The sequence below is a fragment of the Rhizobium sp. AC44/96 genome (assembly GCF_001692185.1).
Classification (GTDB): Bacteria; Pseudomonadota; Alphaproteobacteria; order Rhizobiales; family Rhizobiaceae; genus Rhizobium.
The window spans coordinates 161679-182743 of the sequence record NZ_LXKO01000043.1 but is presented as its reverse complement, the minus strand read 5'-3'; the positions used below and the strand labels follow the sequence as shown (position 1 = coordinate 182743).

Sequence of the window (21065 nt, the reverse complement as noted above, 5' to 3'; positions counted from 1 at the left end):
ACTAGGGCTTCATGGGCAAGAAACCGGCAAGAGAGCTGCGGAACGAGATCAAGGACCAGATCGGCAACGATGCTGTCCTTGGCTATCGCCCGCTGCCTGGCGTTGCCGACGAGATGGTGGACAACAACGGCGCCATCCGCCCCGTGTGGCAGCGCTTCATGTCGCACCTGAGCGGCATGCCTGAGCGGGATCTCACCGAGCGCTTCGCCCGCGCTGACCGCTATCTGCGCGACGCCGGCGTCTTCTACCGGGCCTATGGCAGCACTGGCAGCGCCGAGCGCGCCTGGCCGCTCTCACATATTCCGGTGCTGATCGACGAGCGCGAGTGGCAGACCCTGTCCGCCGGCCTCGTTCAGCGCGCCGACCTGCTCGAGGCGATCGTCGCCGATCTCTACGGCCCCAACCAGCTGATCGAACAGGGCATCCTGCCGCCGGCGCTGGTTGCTGCGAATCCAGAATTCCTGCGTCCCGTCGCTGGTGTGACGCCGGCGGGCGGCCACTATCTGCATTTCTGCGCCTTCGAGATCGGCCGCGGTCCGGATGGCAACTGGTGGGTTCTGGCGGATCGCACGCAGGCGCCATCGGGTGCCGGCTTCGCGCTGGAAAACCGCGTGGCGACGACCCGCGCCTTCTCCGACATCTATGCCGAAACGCCCGTTCATCGCCTCGCCTCGTTCTTCGGCGCCTTCCGCGATGCGCTGCAGGGCATGAAGCACAGCGGCGACGACCGGATCGCCGTGCTCACACCAGGTCCCGCCAACGAGACCTATTACGAACACGCCTATATCGCCCGCTATCTCGGCTTCATGCTGCTCGAAGGCGAAGACCTGACCGTGGTGAACGGCAAGGTCATGGTGCGCACGGTATCCGGTCTGAAACCCATCACGGTACTTTGGCGCCGCCTCGATTCCGCCTATGCCGACCCGCTGGAACTCAACCAGAATTCGCATATCGGCACGCCCGGCCTCGTCGAAGCGCTGCGCGCCGAAAGCGTCACCATCGTCAACGCGCTCGGCAGCGGTATCATCGAGACGCGTGCCCTGTTGGCCTTCATGCCGACGATCTGTCGCAAGCTGTTCGGCGAAGACCTGAAAATGCCGTCGATCGCGACTTGGTGGTGCGGACAGAAGAGTGAGCGCGAACACGTCGCCGCCAGCATCGAAAAGATGGTGATTGGCCCGGCCTATTCACGTGCTCCGTTCTTCGACGACAACGGCGAATCGGTCCTCGGTTCGGCGCTGCGCGCCACCGCCAAGGATTCGATCAGCGAATGGCTGAACTCCGACGGCCAGAAACTGGTCGGCCAGGAAGCGGTGACGCTGTCGACCACGCCGGCCTGGATCGGTGGCAAGCTGACGCCGCGCCCGATGTCGCTCCGCGTTTTCGCGGCACGAACCGCCAATGGCTGGCAGATCATGCCGGGCGGCTTTGCCCGCATCGGCGGCAGCGACGATGTCGCCGCGATTGCCATGCAATCGGGTGGTGCGGCAGCCGACGTCTGGATCGTCAGCGACAAGCCGGTCGAGCGCCACACGCTGCTTCCGGGTGAAAGTACCTTCACCCGCAACATGCCGGGCAGCCTGCCGAGCCGCGCGGCCGACAACCTGTTCTGGCTCGGACGCTACATCGAGCGCGCCGAAGGGGCGCTGCGCATCCTGCGCGCCTGGCACGCCCGCTTCGCCGAAGCTGCCGATCCGAACCAGCCGCTTCTGGCCGACGTTTCGGCCTATCTCGCCGCCGTCGATATCGATACCGAAGACGCCGTGCCGGAAACGCTGCTGCGCAACATCGACAGCGCCGTCTATTCCGCCAGCAACATCCGCGACCGCTTCTCGCCGGATGGCTGGCTGGCGCTGACGGATCTGGCCAAGACCGCGCGCCGCTTTCACAGCACCGTGTCGCCCGGCGACGATGCCAGCCATGCGATGACGATCCTGCTGCGCAAGCTTGCGGGCTTCGCCGGCCTCGTACACGAAAACATGTACCGCTTCACCGGCTGGCGCTTCCTCTCGCTCGGCCGGCATATCGAACGCGGCCTGCACATGACCCGCCTGCTCGGCCACATGTCAGGCGCAGACGCCCCGGATGGCGCCCTCGACATGCTACTTGAGATCGGCGACAGCGTCATGACCCATCGCCGCCGCTACAACGTCAACACCGCGCCGCTGACGGTGACGGACCTCCTGGCGCTCGACCCGCTCAACCCGCGCTCGATCTTGTTCCAGATGAATGAGATCCATCACGAGGTCGAGCAGTTGCCGAACGCCTTCGTGAACGGGCAGATGTCGCCCTTCTACCGCGAGGCGACACGCCTGCATTCCGGCCTCGCTGTGATGACCCCGGAAGCGATGAACGGCGATGTCTATCGCCGGCTCGAACATGAACTGGAGCATCTCTCCGATCTCCTCGCACGAACCTATCTCGGATAAGCCTGTGTTATACGATCTCTCGCTGCACATGGGTTACATCTACGATACGCCGGCATCGGGCGCGCGCCACATCATGCGGCTGATGCCGCTGTCGTTGCCGGACCGGCAGCGCCTGATCGCCGGCTCCATCAAGGTCTCGCCGACACCGGACGAGCAATCGCATTTCGTCGACTTCTTCGAACATCCGGCGACCTCCTTCATGGTGCGCGCGCCGCATGAGAAACTGGACATTCGCATGCAGGCCCGTGTGCAGGTCGAAAGCCACTCGATCGCCGCCGATTTCTCGCCCGAACTCTCGCGTCTGGCCGACGAAGTTGCCGGCGTATGGTCGCTGAAAGCCGGCTCGCCGCACCATTTTCTCGGCAACAGCCCACGGCTGATCGAGACGCCGGCGATCTCCGAATATGCCAGGAGCGCGCTCGGCCCATCGCTTACTGTCTTGCAGATCGCCACCGCCCTCTGCGCGCTGATACACACTGAGTTCACCTATGATTCCGACGCGACGACCGTCGACACGACCCCACTTGAGGCATTCCGGCTGAAGCGCGGCGTCTGCCAGGACTTCGCCCACGTGATGATTCTGGCGCTGCGCAGCCTCGGCATTCCCGCGGGCTACGTCTCCGGCTTCCTGCGCACCATCCCTCCACCCGGCAAGGAACGGCTCGAAGGCGCCGATGCGATGCATGCCTGGGTGCGGGTCTGGTGCGGCAAGACGCTCGGCTGGGTGGAACTCGATCCGACCAACAACATCCCTGCCGGAACCGACCACATCGTCGTCGGCTACGGCCGCGACTACGCCGATGTGGCCCCCGTTATCGGCGTGCTGAAGAGCTACGGCGGCCAGCGCGCCGTCCAGGCGGTGGATGTGATTCCGCTTCCGTGACAAGGACGCTGCGTTTGCGCAGCAACGCGCAGCCACAGCCAAATCGCGCGCAGCGTGGTTTATGCACCCATAAGATGTTGATCCGATACGAAACGCGCAGAAAAGCAACAATTCGTTCGAATTTTAGCGATCGCGTAAAGATGACTTCAAGACATACGGCGCATCAATGATCACATTGTTGGGGTAACTAACTCAGGTGAACATGATGAGCACCGTACAGTGGCTGAAGTCGAGTCTGTCTCGACTGCGGAATGACAAGTATGGCAATTTCGGTATGATAACTGCCATTCTTATACCGGTTTCCATCGGCGCTGCGGGCGTAGCGGTGGACTTGACCAATAGCGCCGCTGCGAAGCATCAGCTGCAGCAGGCGACCGACTCTGCAGCCCTGGCTGCCGCCACGGCGCTGGCAAACGGCAAGGTCGCGACGAATGCGGCGGCGCAAACGCTCGCGGTCGATTTCGTGGCCGGCCAGATGGCGAACTATCTCGGTAACGATGCGACAGCGCTGACCGCCGTCAGGAACGCGACGAGCGTGAACGTCACTGCGACGGCCAATGGTGCGAAGAGCAATATTTACGACGTCAGCGTCAACTCAACCTATAAAATGCCAACGAGTGCGTTCACCCGCATCTTCGGATACACCAACGTAAGTGTCGCGGCCGGAAGTTCGGCGCAAAACGGGCAGACCGATACGCAAGGCGCCCTGTCGATGTATATGGCGCTCGACCGCTCAGGCTCGATGTCCTTCATTACCGACACGATCAAGAGCCAGACGACCAAGTGCCAGAACTATACCTCTGACAATTGGAAGGAATATCCCGACCTCGCATCGACGAAGCCATGCTACGTCCGCAAGATCGAGGCTCTCCAAACGGCCGCTACTGGCCTATTCGCCGCGCTGAACGCCGCCGATACGAGCACAAATCACGACCTAATCCGCATGGGTGCCGTCTCCTACACTGACGTCATGCAGACGGCGAAAGCCATCAATTGGGGTACGACCGACGCAGCCAACTATGTCGCGGCACTCCCGGCCCTGCCCACCGGCGGCACGGACGCAAGCAAGGCGATGCAAACGGCATTCGATGCGCTCAAAGCCTCCACCAATGGCACCGACGCCGAAACCGTAGCCCACAAGAGCAAGAACCATACGAGCTTTGCGCGCTACATCATTCTGATGACCGACGGCGAAATGACCGGTAGCAGCAGCTCCTGGAGCAGCAGCATCGACACCAAGGTCAGAAATATCTGCACCGCTGCGAAAGCAGACGGCATCCAGATCTTCACGGTTGCCTTCATGGCACCGCAGAAGGGCAAGGATCTGCTCAGCTTCTGCGCCAGCAGCCCGAGCAACGCCTACCAGCCAGACAACATGGCAAAACTGGTGTCGGACTTCGGTGATATCGCCGCCAAGGCGACGAGCTCGCTGACACGACTGACCAACTAAGCGACCGGCTTCGAGCCAACCGTCATCAAACAACAAAAAAGCCGCTCCGGAACAAACCGGAGCGGCTTTTCATTGTTTTGCAAATCCCGCGCATCAAAATCGGAAAACCGATTGAAATCAAGTCCTTTCAGCGACGTCCCGCCGGGCTCGGCCAATTTTTTCGTTTGCACAATTCCTTTGTTGCAACTGCGTAGTAACGGTGCATAAACTGCATCTTTAGTGCGTAAGACTAATCGATTGAAGTCGACTTAAGTTACTGAAACCCAATCACAATTGGCGAGGACTGACGATGAACACCGTTGCGAAGCCGAGTATTCCCTCCCCCGCGCCCCGCAGTTCCAAGCCCGAAATCCTCGCAGAAGAAATCATCGAACGCCTGACCTACCGCATCGGCAAGGATGCCAAGGTCGCAAAGCCGCATGACTGGCTGACGGCCACCATTCTCGTGATCCGCGACCGGATCATCGACAAGTGGATGGAGTCGACCCGCAAGGTTTACGCCACCGGCGACAAGCGCGTTTATTATCTATCCCTCGAATTCCTCATCGGCCGCCTGATGCGCGACGCCGTATCGAACCTCGGCCTCATGGAAGAGGTGCGCGACGCGCTGGCCTCGCTCGGCGTCGATGTGGCGGTCATCGCCGGCCTGGAGCCCGATGCGGCGCTTGGCAACGGCGGTCTTGGACGCCTCGCCGCCTGCTTCATGGAATCGATGGCAACCGTAGACGTTCCCGCCTATGGCTACGGTATTCGCTATGTCCACGGTCTCTTCCGCCAGCAGCTGGCCGATGGCTGGCAAGTGGAGCTGCCGGAAAGTTGGCTCGCCCACGGCAACCCCTGGGAATTCGAACGCCGCGAAAGCGCCTATGAAATCGGCTTTGGCGGCAGCGTCGATGTCGTGACCGGCGCCGATGGCGAGCCGCGTTATGTCTGGAAGCCGGCCGAGCGCGTCATCGCTGCTGCCTTCGACACGCCTGTCGTCGGTTGGCGCGGCAAGCGCGTCAACACGCTGCGTCTCTGGTCCGCGCAGCCGATCGATCCGATCCTGCTCGATGCCTTCAATGCCGGCGACCATATCGGCGCGCTGCGCGAGAGCAACAAGGCCGAAAGCCTGACCCGCGTTCTCTATCCTGCCGACGCGACACCTGCCGGCCAAGAGCTGCGCCTGCGCCAGGAGTTCTTCTTCTCCTCGGCCTCGCTGCAGGACATCCTGCGCCGCCACCTGCAGCAGTATGACGATTTCACCTCGCTGCCGGACAAGGTGGCGATTCAGCTCAACGACACGCACCCGGCGGTTTCCATCGCCGAACTGATGCGCCTGCTCTGCGACGTGCACGGGCTGGAGTTCGACCAAGCCTGGGACATCACCCGCGGCACCATCGCCTACACCAACCACACGCTTCTGCCCGAAGCGCTGGAAAGCTGGCCGGTGCCGCTGTTCGAGCGGCTCCTGCCGCGCCACATGCAGATCATCTACGCCATCAACGCCAAGGTTCTGCTCGAGGCCCGCAAGACCAAGAACTTCTCCGACACCGAAATCCGTTCGATCTCGCTGATCGAGGAAGGCGGCAGCCGCCGCGTGCGCATGGGCAACCTCGCCTTTGTCGGCTCGCATTCGATCAACGGCGTCTCGGCGCTCCACACCGACCTGATGAAGGTCACCGTCTTCGCCGACCTGCACAAGCTCTATCCCGACCGCATCAACAACAAGACCAACGGCATCACCCCGCGCCGCTGGCTGCAGCAGTGCAATCCGGGTCTGACCGGCCTGATCCGCGAGGCGATCGGCGACGACTTCCTCGACGACGCCGAAAAGCTGCGTGCGCTCGACAAGTTCGCCACCGACAGCGCCTTCCAGGAGAAGTTCGCCGCCGTCAAGCGGAACAACAAGGTGGCGCTCGCCAATCTGGTTGCATCGCGCATGGGCGTGAAGATCGATCCGTCGGCGATGTTCGACATCCAGATCAAGCGCATCCACGAATACAAACGCCAGCTCCTGAATGTCATCGAGGCCGTCGCGCTCTACGATCAGATCCGCTCCCGTCCCGAGCTCGACTGGGTGCCGCGCGTGAAGCTGTTCGCCGGCAAGGCGGCGCCGAGCTATCACAACGCCAAGCTGATCATCAAGCTGATCAACGACGTCGCGCGCACCATCAACAACGACCCGGCCGTACGCGGCCTGCTCAAGGTGGTCTTCGTGCCGAACTACAACGTCACGCTCGCCGAGGTCATGGTACCGGCCGCCGATCTTTCCGAACAGATCTCGACCGCCGGCATGGAGGCGTCGGGCACCGGCAACATGAAGTTCGGGCTCAACGGCGCGCTCACCATCGGCACGCTCGATGGCGCCAATGTCGAAATGCGCGACAATGTCGGCGAGGACAATATCAAGATTTTCGGCCTGCGCGCCGACGAGGTCGCCAATCTGCGCACCGACGGCCACAATCCGCGCGCCATCATCGAGGCCTCGCACGAGCTGTCGCAGGCGCTCTCGGCCATCGGCTCCGGCGTCTTCTCGCCGGATGACCGAAACCGCTATTCCGAGCTGATCGACGGCATCTATGCCCATGACTGGTTCATGGTCGCCGCCGATTTCGACGCCTATGCTCAGGCACAGCGCGAGGTCGACCAGATCTGGACGGATACGCCGGCCTGGTACGAAAAGACCATCCGCAACACTGCACGCATGGGCTGGTTCTCGTCCGATCGCACGATCCGGCAGTATGCCAAGGAAATCTGGAGAGCCGGATGAAAACGCCGAAAGCCACTCCTGAAGGCAAGCTTCCCCGGGACATTTCGGCAGACGAGATAGCGGCAATCCTCGCCGGTTCGCATTCAAATCCCTTTGCGGTGCTGGGCGTCCACAAGTCCGGCGACGGCTATGTCGCGCGATGCTTCATTCCCGGCGCGGAAGAAGTGACGGCAATGACGCTCGATGGCAGCGTCATCGGCGAACTTGCTCGGAAACATGAGGACGGCTTCTTTGAAGGCCCCGTGACTTTGTCGAAGCAGCAGGCGGTGCGCTATCGTGCGCAGCGCGGCGATGCCGAATGGGCGGTCACCGACCCCTATAGCTTCGGCCCCGTTCTCGGACCGATGGATGACTATTTCGCCCGCGAAGGCTCCGACCTGCGCCTCTTCGACAAGATGGGCGCGCATTGGATCAAGCACGAGGGTGCACAGGGCATCCATTTCGCTGTCTGGGCGCCCAACGCACAGCGCGTCTCCGTCGTCGGCGATTTCAACAACTGGGATGGCCGCCGCCATGTCATGCGCTTCCGCTCTGGCGCCGGCATTTGGGAGATATTCGCGCCCGACGTCCCCACGGGCGTCGCCTACAAGTTCGAGATCCGCGGCCAGAACGGCGTTTTGCTGCCGCTGAAAGCTGATCCCTTTGCCAGACGCAGTGAACTGCGTCCGAAGACGGCCTCCGTCACCACCTCCGAACTGCTGCAGGATTGGGAGGACGAAGCCCACCTCAAGCACTGGAGCGAGACCGATAAGCGCCGCCAGCCGATCTCGATCTACGAGGTGCATGCCGGCTCTTGGCAGCGCCGCAACGACGGTTCGTTCCTGTCCTGGGATGAGCTCGCCTCGCGGCTGATCCCCTACTGCGTCGACATGGGCTTTACCCATATCGAATTCCTGCCGATCACCGAGCATCCCTATGATCCCTCCTGGGGCTACCAGACGACGGGCCTCTACGCCCCCACCGCCCGCTTCGGCGAGCCGGAGGGCTTTGCCCGTTTCGTCAACGGCGCCCACAAGGTGGGTATCGGCATCATCCTCGACTGGGTGCCCGCCCATTTCCCGACGGACGAACACGGCCTCGGCTGGTTCGACGGCACCGCGCTTTACGAGCACGAGGACCCGCGCAAGGGCTTCCACCCCGACTGGAACACGGCGATCTACAATTTCGGCCGCACCGAAGTCGTTTCCTACCTCGTCAACAACGCGCTCTATTGGGCTGAGAAATTCCATCTCGACGGGCTGCGCGTCGATGCCGTGGCCTCGATGCTCTACCTCGACTATTCCCGCAAGCACGGCGAGTGGATCCCGAACGAGTACGGCGGCAACGAGAATCTCGAGGCCGTCCGCTTCCTGCAGCAGATGAACACCCGCATCTATTCCGAACATCCGGGTGTGATGACGATTGCGGAGGAATCGACCTCCTGGCCGAAAGTGTCCCAGCCGGTCCATGAAGGCGGACTTGGCTTCGGCTTCAAGTGGAACATGGGCTTCATGCACGACACGCTGAGCTACATGAGCCGCGAGCCGATCCATCGTAAGCATCACCACAACGAGCTGACCTTTGGGTTGCTCTATGCCTATTCGGAAAACTTCGTGCTGCCTCTGTCCCACGACGAAGTCGTGCACGGCAAGGGATCGCTGATCGCCAAGATGCCCGGCGACGACTGGCAGAAATTCGCCAACCTGCGCGCCTACTACGCCTTCATGTGGGGCTATCCGGGCAAGAAACTGCTCTTCATGGGGCAGGAATTCGCGCAGTGGAGCGAATGGAGCGAAGCAGGCTCGCTAGACTGGAACCTGCTGCAGTACAGGATGCATGAGGGCATGCGTCGCCTTGTGCGCGACCTCAACTTCACCTACCGCAGCAAGCCGGCCCTGCACGCCCGCGACTGCGAAGGCGACGGCTTCGAATGGCTGATTGCCGACGACCATGAAAACTCGGTCTTTGCGTGGCTGCGCAAGGCGCCGGGGGAGAAGCCGGTCGCGGTGATCACAAACCTGACGCCCGTCTACCGCGAGAACTATGCCGTGAAGCTGCCCACCGAGGGCCGCTGGCGCGAGATCCTGAACACGGATGCCGACATCTACGGCGGCAGCGGCAAGGGCAACGGCGGGCGCGTGCAGGCGGTCAACGCCGGCGGGAGCATTGCCGCATCGATTACCTTGCCGCCGCTGGCGACAATCATGCTTGAACCTGAGACTTGAAGACTGGTGGGAGGATAAAAATGGTAGAAAAACGCATTCAGCCACTTGCCCGCGATGCAATGGCCTATGTTCTTGCCGGCGGCCGGGGAAGCCGTCTGAAGGAACTCACCGACCGCCGTGCCAAGCCCGCGGTCTATTTCGGCGGCAAGTCGCGCATCATCGACTTCGCGCTCTCCAACGCGCTCAATTCAGGCATCCGCCGCATCGGCGTCGCCACCCAGTACAAGGCGCACTCGCTGATCCGCCACATGCAGCGCGGCTGGAACTTCTTCCGCCCCGAGCGAAACGAGAGCTTTGACATTCTGCCGGCCTCCCAGCGCGTCTCGGAGACGCAGTGGTACGAAGGCACCGCCGACGCGGTCTATCAGAACATCGACATCATCGAGCCTTACGGCCCGGAATACATGGTCATCCTCGCCGGCGACCACATCTACAAGATGGACTACGAATACATGCTGCAGCAGCATGTCGATTCCGGCGCAGACGTGACCATTGGTTGCCTGGAAGTGCCGCGCATGGAGGCCGTCGGCTTCGGCGTCATGCATGTCGACCAGAACGACCGGATCATCGACTTCATCGAAAAGCCCGCCAACCCGCCCGGCATGCCCGACAAGCCGGACTTCGCGCTGGCCTCGATGGGTATCTACGTCTTCCACACCAAGTTCCTGATCGAGGCATTGCGTCGCGATGCGGCCGACCCGAACTCGAGCAAGGATTTCGGCAAGGACATCATCCCCTATATCGTCAAGAACGGTAAGGCGATCGCCCATCGCTTCGCCAATTCCTGCGTCCGCTCCGACTTCGAGCATGAGCCCTACTGGCGTGACGTCGGAACGATCGATGCCTATTGGCAGGCAAACATCGACCTCACGGCAATCGTTCCGGAGCTCGACATCTACGACAAGTCCTGGCCGATCTGGACCTATGCCGAGATTTCGCCGCCGGCGAAGTTCGTCCATGACGACGAAAATCGCCGTGGCTCGGCAACCTCTTCCGTCGTCGCCGGCGACTGCATCATTTCGGGTGCGACGCTGAACAACAGCCTTCTCTTCACCGGCGTGCGCGCCAACTCCTACTCCAAGCTGGAGAGCGCCGTGGTCCTGCCGAGCGTCAAGATCGGCCGGCACGCACAGCTTCGCAACGTAGTGATCGACCACGGCGTCATCATTCCCGAAGGGCTGATCGTCGGCGAGGATCCGGAGCTCGATGCGAAGCGTTTCCGCCGAAGCGAAGGCGGCATTTGCCTCATCACGCAGCCAATGATCGACAAGCTGGATATGTGACAGATGAAAGTTCTTTCGGTTTCGTCCGAAGTCTTCCCACTGGTCAAGACAGGCGGGCTGGCCGATGTGGCCGGCGCCCTGCCGATTGCGCTGAAGCCGTTCGGCGTCGAAATGAAGACACTCATGCCCGGCTACCCCGCGGTCATGAAGGCCATTCGCGACCCGGTTGTCAGATTGCAGTTCGATGACCTCCTGGGTGAGCCGGCGACGGTGCTGGAAGTCCGGCACGAGGGTCTGGATATCCTCGTGCTCGATGCCCCCGCTTACTACGACAGATCCGGTGGCCCCTATCTCGATCCGACCGGACGGGATTATACCGACAATTGGCGGCGCTTCGCGGCCCTGTCGCTGGCCGGCGCCGAAATCGCCGCCGGCCTGATGCCCGGATGGCGTCCCGACATCGTGCATGCGCACGACTGGCAGGCCGCCATGACTCCCGTCTACATGCGCTACTACCCGACGCCGGAGCTGCCGAGCGTCATGACGATCCACAACATTGCCTTCCAGGGCCAGTTCGGCGCCGAAATCTTCTCCGGGCTGCGTTTGCCGCCGCAGGCCTTCTCGGTCGATGCGATCGAGTATTATGGGCATATCGGCTTCCTCAAGGGCGGCCTCAAGACCGCCCACGCCATCACCACCGTCAGCCCCTCCTATGCAGGCGAAATTCTGACCCCGGAGTTCGGCATGGGGCTTGAGGGCGTCATCGCAAGCCGCATCGATGCGCTGCACGGCATCGTCAACGGCATCGACGCCGACGTGTGGAACCCGGCGACTGATCCTGTCGTCCACACCCACTACACCGGAACAACGCTCAAGAACCGCGCCGCCAATCGCCTGGCGATTTCCGAATTCTTCGGCCTTCACGACGACAACGCCCCGATCTTCTGCATCATCAGCCGGCTGACCTGGCAAAAGGGGATGGATCTGATCGCCGCTACCGCCGACGAGATCGTCGCGATGGGCGGTAAGCTCGCGATCCTCGGCTCCGGCGACCCGGCGCTCGAAGGTTCGCTGCTCGCCGCCGCCGCCCGCCATCCTGGCCGAATCGGCGTCTCGATCGGCTACAACGAACCGATGTCGCACCTGATGCAGGCCGGCAGCGATGCGATCATCATCCCCTCCCGCTTCGAGCCTTGCGGCCTGACGCAGCTTTACGGGCTGCGCTATGGTTGCGTTCCCATCGTGGCACATACGGGCGGCCTCGCAGACACCGTCATCGATGCCAATCACGCTGCACTTGCGGCCAAAGTGGCAACCGGGATACAATTTGCTCCAGTGACTGCAGCAAGTCTGTTGCAGGCAATCCGGCGCGCGCTACATCTCTACACCGATCAAAAAGTCTGGACCCAATTGCAAAAGCAGGGCATGAAATCGGATGTTTCGTGGGAGAAGAGCGCCGAGCGCTATGCTGCCCTCTATTCAAGCCTCGCCCCGAAAGGCAAGTGACAGAAAATGAATAAATCCGTACCCACCACGCCTTACCAGGATCAGAAGCCCGGAACCTCGGGCCTTCGCAAGAAAGTTCCCGTATTCCAGCAGCCGAATTACGCCGAGAACTTCATCCAGTCGATCTTCGATTCGCTGGAAGGCTACCAGGGCAAATGCCTCGTCATCGGCGGCGACGGGCGCTACTACAACAAGGAAGTCATCCAGAAGGCGATCAAGATGGCTGCGGCCAATGGCTTCGGCAAGGTGATCGTCGGCAAGGGCGGCATCCTGTCGACGCCGGCGGCGTCCCACGTCATCCGCAAGTACAAGGCCTTCGGCGGCATCATTCTCTCGGCCAGCCATAATCCCGGCGGCCCGACCGAAGACTTCGGCATCAAGTACAACATCAGCAATGGCGGCCCGGCACCGGAAAAGATCACCGACGCGATCTATGCGCGCACCAAGGTGATCGACAGCTACAAGATCGCCGACTTCCCAGACGTCAACCTTGACCGCATCGGCAAGGACGAACTGCCGGGCGGCATGATGCTTGCGGTTCTCGACTCGGTCGAGGACTATACGGCTCTGATGGAAGAGCTCTTCGACTTCACGGCGATCCGCAATCTCGTCAGCCTCGGTTTTCGCATCGCTTTCGATGCGATGAGCGCCGTCACCGGCCCCTACGCCAAGGAAATCTTTGAAAACCGCCTCGGCGCCCCGTCCGGCTCGGTCCGCAACTTCATGCCGCTGCCGGATTTCGGCGGCCACCATCCGGATCCGAACCCCGTTCACTGCAAGGAACTCTACGACGAGATGATGGGCGACGACGCGCCCGATTTCGGCGCAGCGTCAGACGGCGACGGCGACCGCAACCTCATCATCGGCCGCGGCATCTTCGTCACGCCATCCGACAGCCTGGCGATCATCGCCGCCAACGCACACCTGGCACCGGGCTATTCCGGCGGCCTCACCGGCATCGCCCGTTCCATGCCGACCTCGGGTGCCGCCGATCGCGTCGCCGAGAAGCGCAACATCGGCATGTACGAGACGCCCACCGGCTGGAAGTTCTTCGGCAACCTGCTCGACGCCAACATGGCGACGATCTGTGGCGAGGAAAGCGCCGGCACCGGCTCCAACCACGTGCGCGAAAAGGATGGACTCTGGGCGGTCCTGATGTGGCTGAACATCCTGGCCGTGCGCGGCGAGAGCGTGCAGGACATCGTCACCCAGCATTGGCAGACCTACGGCCGCAACTACTATTCGCGCCACGATTACGAAGGCGTGGACACCGAAGCCGCCAATGGCCTGATCGCCAACCTGCGCGACCAGCTGGCGAGCCTGCCCGGCAAGACCTTCGGACCGCTGAAGGTCGAGAAGGCGGACGATTTCGCTTACCATGATCCGGTCGACAAGTCGGTCAGCGAGCATCAGGGCATCCGCGTCATGTTCGAAGGCGGCTCCCGCGTCGTCTTCCGCCTGTCCGGTACCGGCACCTCGGGTGCGACGCTGCGCGTCTACATCGAGCGCTACGAACCGGATTCGACCCTTCACAACATCGAGACACAGGAAGCGCTTGCCGATCTGATCGTCGCGGCCGAGGCCATCGCCGATATTCGCAGCCGCACGGGGCGCGATGCCCCTTCCGTCATAACCTGACCGGAGCACCATGGCGGCAAAACAATCGGGGCAAGGCGGAGCGGTGATCTTCGAGACCGGCGTCGATTTTGCCGTCTGGTCACACCACGCAGGGCAGATCGAGCTTTGCCTCTTCGATGACGACGACAAGGAATTCACGCGCCTGCCGATGGCGCGTGATGACGATCATGTTCACCGCCTATTCGTCGACGGCCTGAAACAAGGCGCTCGCTACGGCTTCCGTGCCGACGGGATCTACGCCCCCGACAACGGCCTCTGGTTCGATCCTGCGAAGCTCCTGGTCGACCCCTATGCAAAGGAACTCGACCGGCCATTCCGGTATGATCCCCTACTCGGTGTCTTCGGTGAGGAGACGCGCCATCTCGTGCCGAAGGCGATTGTCACCCGCGATACGCCTGTCACGCCACAAAAACCGCTCTTCAAGCCCGGCGGCTTCATCTACGAAGTCGCGGTCCGCCCCTTCACCATGCTCCATCCTGATGTGCCGGAGGCTCAGCGCGGCACCGTCTCAGCACTGGCGCATCCCGCCGTCGTCAGCCATCTCAAGCGCATCGGCGTCGATGCCATCGAACTGATGCCGATCACCGCATGGATCGACGAACGACACCTGCCGCCGCTCGGTCTACACAACGGCTGGGGTTACAACCCCATCGCGTTCATGGCGCTTGATCCGCGCCTCGTTCCAGGCGGCATGGCGGAACTGCGCGACACCGTTGCCAGGCTTCACGCCGAGGGCATCGGCGTGATCCTCGACCTCGTGTTCAACCACACCGGCGAAAGCGACCGGTATGGCAGCACGCTGTCGCTCCGAGGTCTCGACAACCTGTGCTTCTATCGCCATGCCCAGCATCGCCCGGGCGAACTGATCAACGACACAGGCACCGGCAACACCGTGGCCTGCGACCATCCCTACATCAGGCAGCTGATCATCGACAGCCTGCGCCATTTCGTGCTCGGCGCCGGCATCGATGGCTTCCGTTTTGACCTCGCGCCGGTTCTCGGCCGCACGGCCAACGGTTTCGAGGGCCACGGCGAGACGCTGACGGCCATTCTCGCCGACGATGTTCTTGCCGACCGGGTCATGATCGCCGAACCATGGGACATCGGCCCCGGGGGCTACCAGCTCGGCAACTTCCCGGCGCCTTTCCTCGAGTGGAACGACCGCGTCCGCGATGACCTTCGCTGCTACTGGCGCGGCGACGCCTACAAGACGGGACCGCTGGCTACAGCACTGGCAGGCTCCTCCGATATCTTCTCGCGCAACGGCGGTGCGGCAACGCGCAGTGTCAACTTCCTTGCCGCCCACGACGGCTTCACGCTGAAGGACCTGGTTTCCTATAGCGGCAAGCACAATGAGGCGAACGGCGAGGAAAACCGGGACGGTCACAACGAGAACCACTCTTGGAACAATGGCGTCGAGGGCGACACCCGCTACCCCGATATCATCGCCAGGCGCCGAGACGACGTGGAGGCGCTGCTTTCCACGCTCTTCGTGACCCGCGGCAGTGTCATGTTGACGGCCGGCGATGAAGGTGGCCGCTCGCAGCGCGGCAACAACAATGCCTATTGCCAGGACAACGACATAACCTGGGTCGACTGGTCGACGCTCGACGACGAGCTGATCACCCACACCGCCTTTGTCTCCGCACTCCGAAAGCGTTTCAGCGTGTTCTCGCAGGCGACGTTTCTTTCCGGTGACGGCGATGTCGCCTGGATCGCGCCGTCGGGCCAGCCGATGACCGTTTCCGATTGGGAAACGCCTGATTTCGCGACGCTCGGCATGGTCCTGTCGACGACAGACAACAACAGCCGAAAGACGGTGCGGATCGCCGTCCTCTTCAATCGATCCGAGGTTGCACAAACCTTTTCGCTGCCGGGACCGCTCCCCGCCGCCTGGCGCCAGCTGACGGCGACCGGCGAGAAGAAAGCAGCAGCACAAACCACCGTCCCACCACGTTCAGTTTCATTCTATCTGGAAAATTGAGCCTCACCGTCCAGATATCAAAATCCTTATCGCAATCGTCACAAACCAGTCGTAAGGCTGTTGGTCGCAGCTTTCTCACGGGGAATCAATGGTCAAGGAAATCTCGCTTGCAGACGTACGGGAACTGGTCGGCACCGAAACCGGCCTCTCGGACTGGATTCTTGTCGACCAGACGATGATCGACGCTTTCGCCCATGCGACGGACGATCACCAGTACATTCACGTCGATCCGGTGCGCGCGGCCGAAAGCCCGTTCGGCGGGACCATCGCCCATGGCTTCCTGACCCTCTCGCTACTTTCGACGATGAACTACAACTGCCTGCCGAGGATCCGCGAGCAGACGATGGGCATCAACTACGGCTTCGAGAACATCCGCTTTCTCTCGCCGGTGAAGGTTGGTTCCCGCATCCGCGGCCATTTCGTTCTGTCCGAAGCGCGCTTTCGCGGCGCCGGCATGCTGATGACCAGCTATGACGTGACGATCGAGATCGAAAACGAGCGAAAAGCGGCACTCACCGCCAAATGGATCACGATCATCCAGTTCGATCCGAAGGACCGGCCACACAACGCCTGATCACGGCGCCCCGTTGATTTCGACGATATTGCGATCCGGATCGAGCAGATAGGCTTGCGGAAACCCTGCCGGCCCGTCGCGCCTCAGACGCAGCCGCCAGGGATCTCCCTCCGGCACATCCTCACGAAAACCCTTGGCGATCAGGCCGCGGATGCATCCCTCGAAATCGTCCGTGCGGAACGCAAAATGCCCGTCAGTGGTGTCGATCGTGGCATCACGCCGGAAGGTTCCTGCCGGATTGACGATCATGTGGACCTGCAGCGCCCCGCAGGCAAACCATGCTCCGACCGAGCTGAACGCCGGCCTGGCGATCTGTTCAAGCCCGAAGACCTCGCGATAGAAAGCGACCGACCGGCCAAGATCCGTGACGACAATGGAAACGTGATGCAGCATCATGAAAGACACCCCGCCCGTTAGAGCTCCAATCAGGAGCGAACGCCGCTGGTGGATGATGCATCAGTCGCGGCGATCCCGCAACGCAAAGACAATCGGGGACGGCACCGACAGTACCGTCCCCGGTCATAAATTGCAGATCAGCAGCGTTTAGTGCGCCGCGTCTTCCGCGCCCTCGGCCAGCAGGCCGAACACGAAATCGGCGAACGAACGCCAGCATTCGACACGGAACGTATCGTCTTCCGTGCGGAAAAGCACGATCTCGGCCTTGCCGAACAGCGTGCGCGAGCAGGCACCGACGGGGAATGCCTCGAGCGACAGATCCTGCGGGCAGCCGGTGGAGATTGTGGTCTCGGCACCCGGGCCGGAGACGATGATCGCGACGTTGCGGTGTGAGACGTCCGTCGCCGAATGAAGCACTTCCGCCTTCGCGAGAGCGCTCATCAGGTCTGCACCGCTCTCGTCGACGACGAGCCATTCGTCCGGGCCGAGCCAGAGGGCGGCGCGGCCACCCTTGCGGCCCGAGGTCTTCGGTGCGTTGGGTACGGTCACGCCAAGCGCAGAGGAAAGCGCCTTGAGCGACTCGGCCGGTGCGCGAAGCGCAACGCGCGTGGCGAACGGTGCGGGCGTCAGCCGTACGCTGGCGGAGCCGCCCTGCTTGCCCGAGAGAACGGATGTGCGAACTGCCGTATCAGCCATTGATGCGACCTCCTTCCTTGTCAAAGAACACCATATCCGTCACCTCGACTGCGATCGTCTTGTCGGGCATCGGCACGTAGAGCGTCTCGCCCATCCGCTTACGACCACCGGCGACCAGCGCAAACGCGATCGACCTTCCAAGGTTTTCCGACCAGTAGGACGAGGTGACGTGGCCGAGCATCGTCATCGGCTTCGGCTCGTTCGGGTTGGCGACGATCTGCGCGCCCTCTTCGAGCACCAGCGTGGGATCCTTGGTGACGAGGCCGACCAGTTGCTTGCGGCCTTCCTTGACGAGATCCGGCCGCTTCAGTCCGCGAATGCCGACGAAATCCGTCTTCTTCTTCGACACAGCCCAGTTGAGGCCGGCATCGTCAGGGGTCACGGTTCCATCCGTGTCCTGGCCGACAATGATGTAGCCCTTCTCGGCGCGAAGCACGTGCATCGTCTCCGTGCCGTAGACGCAGGCGCCGAGCGGCTCGGCATTGGCCCAGACGGCTTCGAGCACCGACTGGCCGTAATCGGCCGGCACGTTGATTTCAAAGCCGGTCTCGCCGGTGAAAGACACGCGGAAGAGACGTGCCGGAACACCCATGACCGTGCACTCGGCAACACTCATATGCGGGAAGGCCTCGTTGGAGATATCGACGCCCTCGACCAGCGGCGCGATGATCTCGCGCGCCTTCGGTCCCTGCACGGCAATAACGGCCCACTGCTCGGTCACCGACGTCAGCCACACCTTCAGATGCGGGAACTCGGTCTGCAGATAGTCTTCCATGTGGTTCAACACGCGCGGCGCGCCGCCCGTCGTCGTCGTCACGTGGAAGCGATCGTCGGCCAGACGCCCGACGACGCCATCGTCATAAACGAAGCCATCGTCGCGGGTCATGATGCCGTAGCGGCACTTGCCGGGCTTCAGCGTGTCCCAGGCGTTGGTGTACATCAGATTCATGAACTCGGCGGCGTCAGGGCCGACGACCTCGATCTTGCCGAGCGTCGAGGCATCGAACACGCCGGCCACATCACGCGCCGTCTTGCATTCGCGCGCGACCGCCTGGTGCATGGTTTCGCCGGCACGTGGGTAGAACCACGCACGCTTCCAGTTGCCGACATCCTCGAACACCGCACCCTGGGCTTCTTCCCACTGGTGCAGCGGCGTCTTGCGCGTCGGATCGAACAGCTCTCCACGCGAATGCGCGATCAGCGTGCCGTAGGTCACTGGCGTATAGGGCGCGCGGAAGGTGGTGAGACCGACCTGCGGGATCTCCTTGCCCAGCATCTCGGCGGCGATCGCCAGACCGTGCATGTTGGAGAGCTTGCCCTGGTCGGAGGCCATGCCGTTGGTCGTGAAGCGCTTGATGTGCTCGATCGAGTGCATCCCCTCGCGCACCGCAAGGCGGATATCCTTGGCGCAGACGTCGTGCTGGAAATCGATGAAGGCCTTGGCGCTGGTCTCGGGGCCCGCCCCTTCGGCGGCACCGATCATCCCGCCGGTCCACTGATGCGCCTGCTCGGCCGAGATGCTGATCTTGCCCGCCGCCGTCTTGCCGGCAGCCTGCGCCATCAGTTCGCCCGCCGCCAGCGATTCCTCGATGGTGCGCTGCAGATCGTCGGTGCCGTTGCAGGCGCCGACGGAGAGGCAATCCTGGGCATAGGTGCCGGGCAGGAAGCGCTGCGTCTCTGGCTCGAACTTCACCTTGCCGCGCGACTGCGAGAACAGGTGCACCGAAGGCGTCCAGCCCGCCGAAACGAGCAGCGCATCGACCGCGATCTTGCGAGGCGAGCCGCCACCGTTGCGGGCAACCGTCATCGACGAAATGCGCAACTTGCCGGATGTGTTGACGACCGACTGGCCAGAGAGAACATCGATGCCGAGCGAACGGGCCTCGGCCAGAACATCAGCACCCGGCGTCTGCCTGCAATCCACGATCGCCGCGATCTCGACGCCCGCGCGCTTCAGGTCGAAGGCCGCCTCATAGGCGGAGTCGTGCGCGGTGTAGACGCCGACCTTCTGGCCGACGGCAACGCCGTACTGGTTTAGATACATGCGCGCGGCCGATGCCAGCATGATGCCCGGACGGTCGTTGTTCGGGAACACCATGTGGCGCTCGATGGCGCCATTGGCGAGGATGACGCGCTTGGCGCGCAACTGCCACAGACGCTCGCGCGGCAGGTGGCGGCTGGGGTTGGCGACATGGTCGGTCACGCGCTCGGCAAGGCCGACGAAATTGTGGTTGTAGTAGCCGAATGCGGTGGTGCGGGTGAGAACCTGCACATTGTCCATTGCCTTGAGAGCGGCAACCGTCTTCTGCGCCCACTCATAGCCGGAAAGCCCGTCGATCGTCACACCGCTATCGTAGCGCAGCGCGCCGCCGACATCGGCCTGCTCGTCGCAGAGGATGACCTTGGCGCCGGTCTGTGCTGCGGCCAATGCCGCAGACAGGCCAGCGACGCCGGCTCCGACGACAAGCACGTCGCAATGTGCGTAACGCCCGGCGTAGTGATCCGGATCCGCTTCCTTCGGCGCGACGCCGAGGCCCGCTGCACGGCGGATGATCGGCTCGTAGATGCTCTTCCAGGCGGCCTTCGGCCACATGAAGGTCTTGTAGTAGAAACCGGCCGCGAAGAAGGGCGAGAGCAGGTTGTTGATGCCGCCGATGTCGAAGGAGAGCGACGGAAAGCGGTTCTGCGATTCGACGATCATGCCGTCGAACACTTCCTGCACCGTGGCGCGCACGTTCGGCTGCTTGCGGGCGGCATCACGCGAAACGTCGATCAGCGCGTTCGGCTCCTCGGCACCGGCCGACAGAATGCCGCGCGGGCGGTGATACTTGAACGAGCGGCCTACCAGATGGATGTTGTTGGCAATCAGCGCCGAGGCGACGGTATCGCCTTCGAGCGCCGTATAGCTCTTGCCGTCGAAGGTGAAGCGCGCGGTTCTGGCCGGCGTCAGGCGACCCTTGCCTGCAATACGGTTCGTCGTGCTCATTTCGCTTCTCCTTCGAGCTGCTCATAGGTCTCGACGGGAGCATGGGGCGTTGCGGCCGCACCGATATCAGGCTTCGGCTCGCCGGCCTTGTAGGTCATGATGAACTTGTCGCTGATCGTGTCGCGCGCCGCGTTGAAGAAGCGGCCGCATCCGTGCTGGTGGCGCCAGCGTTCGAAGATCAGCCCCTTGGGGTTGTCGCGCAGGAAGAAGAACTCCTCGAACTGTTCGTCGGAGATCTCGGCGATATTGGTCGGGCGGGCGATATGCGCATCGCCGGCGCCGCGGAATTCGAGCTCGGAGCGCTCTTCCTGACAGTATGGGCAATAGATAAGAAGCATGATGTC

Annotated in this window: 14 protein-coding genes; 10 read left to right on the top strand and 4 right to left on the bottom strand. The window is 62.4% G+C overall.

What is annotated here, in order from left to right; all coding sequences use genetic code 11:
• The first annotated feature begins 11 nt into the window (after positions 1–11).
• From A6U87_RS28895 to A6U87_RS28850, 10 genes are all read left to right on the top strand, one after another.
• On the top strand, positions 12–2429 hold the full coding sequence (locus tag A6U87_RS28895) for a circularly permuted type 2 ATP-grasp protein (RefSeq protein ID WP_065694764.1): 2418 nt from the start codon (positions 12–14) through the stop codon (positions 2427–2429).
• Positions 2430–2433: 4 nt separating this feature from the next.
• On the top strand, positions 2434–3312 hold the full coding sequence (locus A6U87_RS28890) for a transglutaminase family protein (RefSeq protein WP_244499589.1): 879 nt from the start codon (positions 2434–2436) through the stop codon (positions 3310–3312).
• Between the two features lie 205 nt (positions 3313–3517).
• Positions 3518–4762, top strand: a complete 1245-nt coding sequence (locus A6U87_RS28885) for a VWA domain-containing protein (RefSeq protein ID WP_244499588.1) — start codon at positions 3518–3520, stop codon at positions 4760–4762.
• Positions 4763–5051: 289 nt separating this feature from the next.
• Positions 5052–7514: a glycogen/starch/alpha-glucan phosphorylase gene (locus A6U87_RS28880; RefSeq protein ID WP_065694761.1), complete on the top strand. Its 2463-nt coding sequence runs from the start codon at positions 5052–5054 to the stop codon at positions 7512–7514.
• Positions 7511–9718 carry a 1,4-alpha-glucan branching protein GlgB gene (gene glgB / locus A6U87_RS28875; RefSeq protein WP_065694760.1) on the top strand — a complete coding sequence of 736 codons (2208 nt, stop codon included), beginning with the start codon at positions 7511–7513 and terminating at the stop codon, positions 9716–9718. Before A6U87_RS28880 ends, glgB begins: the two co-directional genes overlap by 4 nt.
• Positions 9719–9738: 20 nt before the next feature.
• Positions 9739–11001 carry a glucose-1-phosphate adenylyltransferase gene (gene glgC / locus A6U87_RS28870; protein WP_065694759.1) on the top strand — a complete coding sequence of 421 codons (1263 nt, stop codon included), beginning with the start codon at positions 9739–9741 and terminating at the stop codon, positions 10999–11001.
• A 3-nt stretch (positions 11002–11004) separates the two neighbouring features.
• Complete coding sequence (gene glgA / locus A6U87_RS29855) at positions 11005–12447, top strand: glycogen synthase GlgA (RefSeq protein ID WP_065694758.1); 1443 nt, start codon at positions 11005–11007, stop codon at positions 12445–12447.
• 6 nt (positions 12448–12453) lie between these two features.
• Complete coding sequence (locus tag A6U87_RS29850; protein WP_065694757.1) at positions 12454–14085, top strand: alpha-D-glucose phosphate-specific phosphoglucomutase; 1632 nt, start codon at positions 12454–12456, stop codon at positions 14083–14085.
• A 10-nt stretch (positions 14086–14095) separates the two neighbouring features.
• Entirely contained in the window at positions 14096–16069 is a 1974-nt protein-coding gene (gene glgX, locus A6U87_RS28855; protein ID WP_065694756.1) for a glycogen debranching protein GlgX, read from the top strand.
• 88 nt (positions 16070–16157) lie between these two features.
• Positions 16158–16643 carry a MaoC family dehydratase gene (locus A6U87_RS28850; protein ID WP_065694755.1) on the top strand — a complete coding sequence of 162 codons (486 nt, stop codon included), beginning with the start codon at positions 16158–16160 and terminating at the stop codon, positions 16641–16643.
• Here A6U87_RS28850 and A6U87_RS28845 read toward each other — a convergent pair whose 3' ends face one another.
• The 4 genes from A6U87_RS28845 to A6U87_RS28830 form a co-directional block, all read right to left on the bottom strand.
• On the bottom strand, positions 16644–17039 hold the full coding sequence (locus A6U87_RS28845; protein ID WP_065694754.1) for a VOC family protein: 396 nt from the start codon (positions 17037–17039) through the stop codon (positions 16644–16646).
• Between the two features lie 147 nt (positions 17040–17186).
• The gene (locus A6U87_RS28840) at positions 17187–17735 is read right to left on the bottom strand and encodes a sarcosine oxidase subunit gamma (RefSeq protein WP_065694753.1); all 549 of its coding nucleotides are present in this window, start codon (positions 17733–17735) and stop codon (positions 17187–17189) included.
• The gene (locus A6U87_RS28835; RefSeq protein ID WP_065694752.1) at positions 17728–20721 is read right to left on the bottom strand and encodes a sarcosine oxidase subunit alpha; all 2994 of its coding nucleotides are present in this window, start codon (positions 20719–20721) and stop codon (positions 17728–17730) included. Before A6U87_RS28835 ends, A6U87_RS28840 begins: the two co-directional genes overlap by 8 nt.
• On the bottom strand, positions 20718–21059 hold the full coding sequence (locus A6U87_RS28830) for a sarcosine oxidase subunit delta (RefSeq protein WP_065694751.1): 342 nt from the start codon (positions 21057–21059) through the stop codon (positions 20718–20720). The genes A6U87_RS28835 and A6U87_RS28830 overlap by 4 nt, the downstream gene beginning before the upstream one ends.
• Between the last annotated feature and the right edge of the window lie 6 nt (positions 21060–21065).